Here is a 206-nt window from a genome sequence, read left to right as displayed (position 1 = left end):
TCGAAGGCCCAGCTGCCCGGGATGACCAAGATGGCCGTCTACGCGTTCCTGCGCGAGGGCCGCGGGGAGGGGCTGCCCGGGTACGGCGCCTTCACCGCCTGGTGCCGGGCCCGCGACGTGCCCTTCGGGGGCGCGGGCGGCCGCGAGCCGCACCCGCGGTTCGAGACGCCCCTGGGCAGGCAGCTGCAGTTCGACTGGAAGGAGGG

Annotated in this window: 1 pseudogene; it reads left to right on the top strand. The window is 75.7% G+C overall.

The window, feature by feature from the left end:
• Positions 1-21 precede the first annotated feature (21 nt).
• A pseudogene (locus ACQQ92_RS08485) lies at positions 22-206 on the top strand (IS21 family transposase); the annotation flags it as partial.

The sequence above is a fragment of the Collinsella sp. SGI.241 genome, assembly GCF_050312955.1.
Lineage (GTDB): Bacteria > Actinomycetota > Coriobacteriia > Coriobacteriales > Coriobacteriaceae > Collinsella.
Note: the sequence above shows the minus strand (reverse complement) of the source record. Positions and strands in the feature narration are given on the sequence as shown.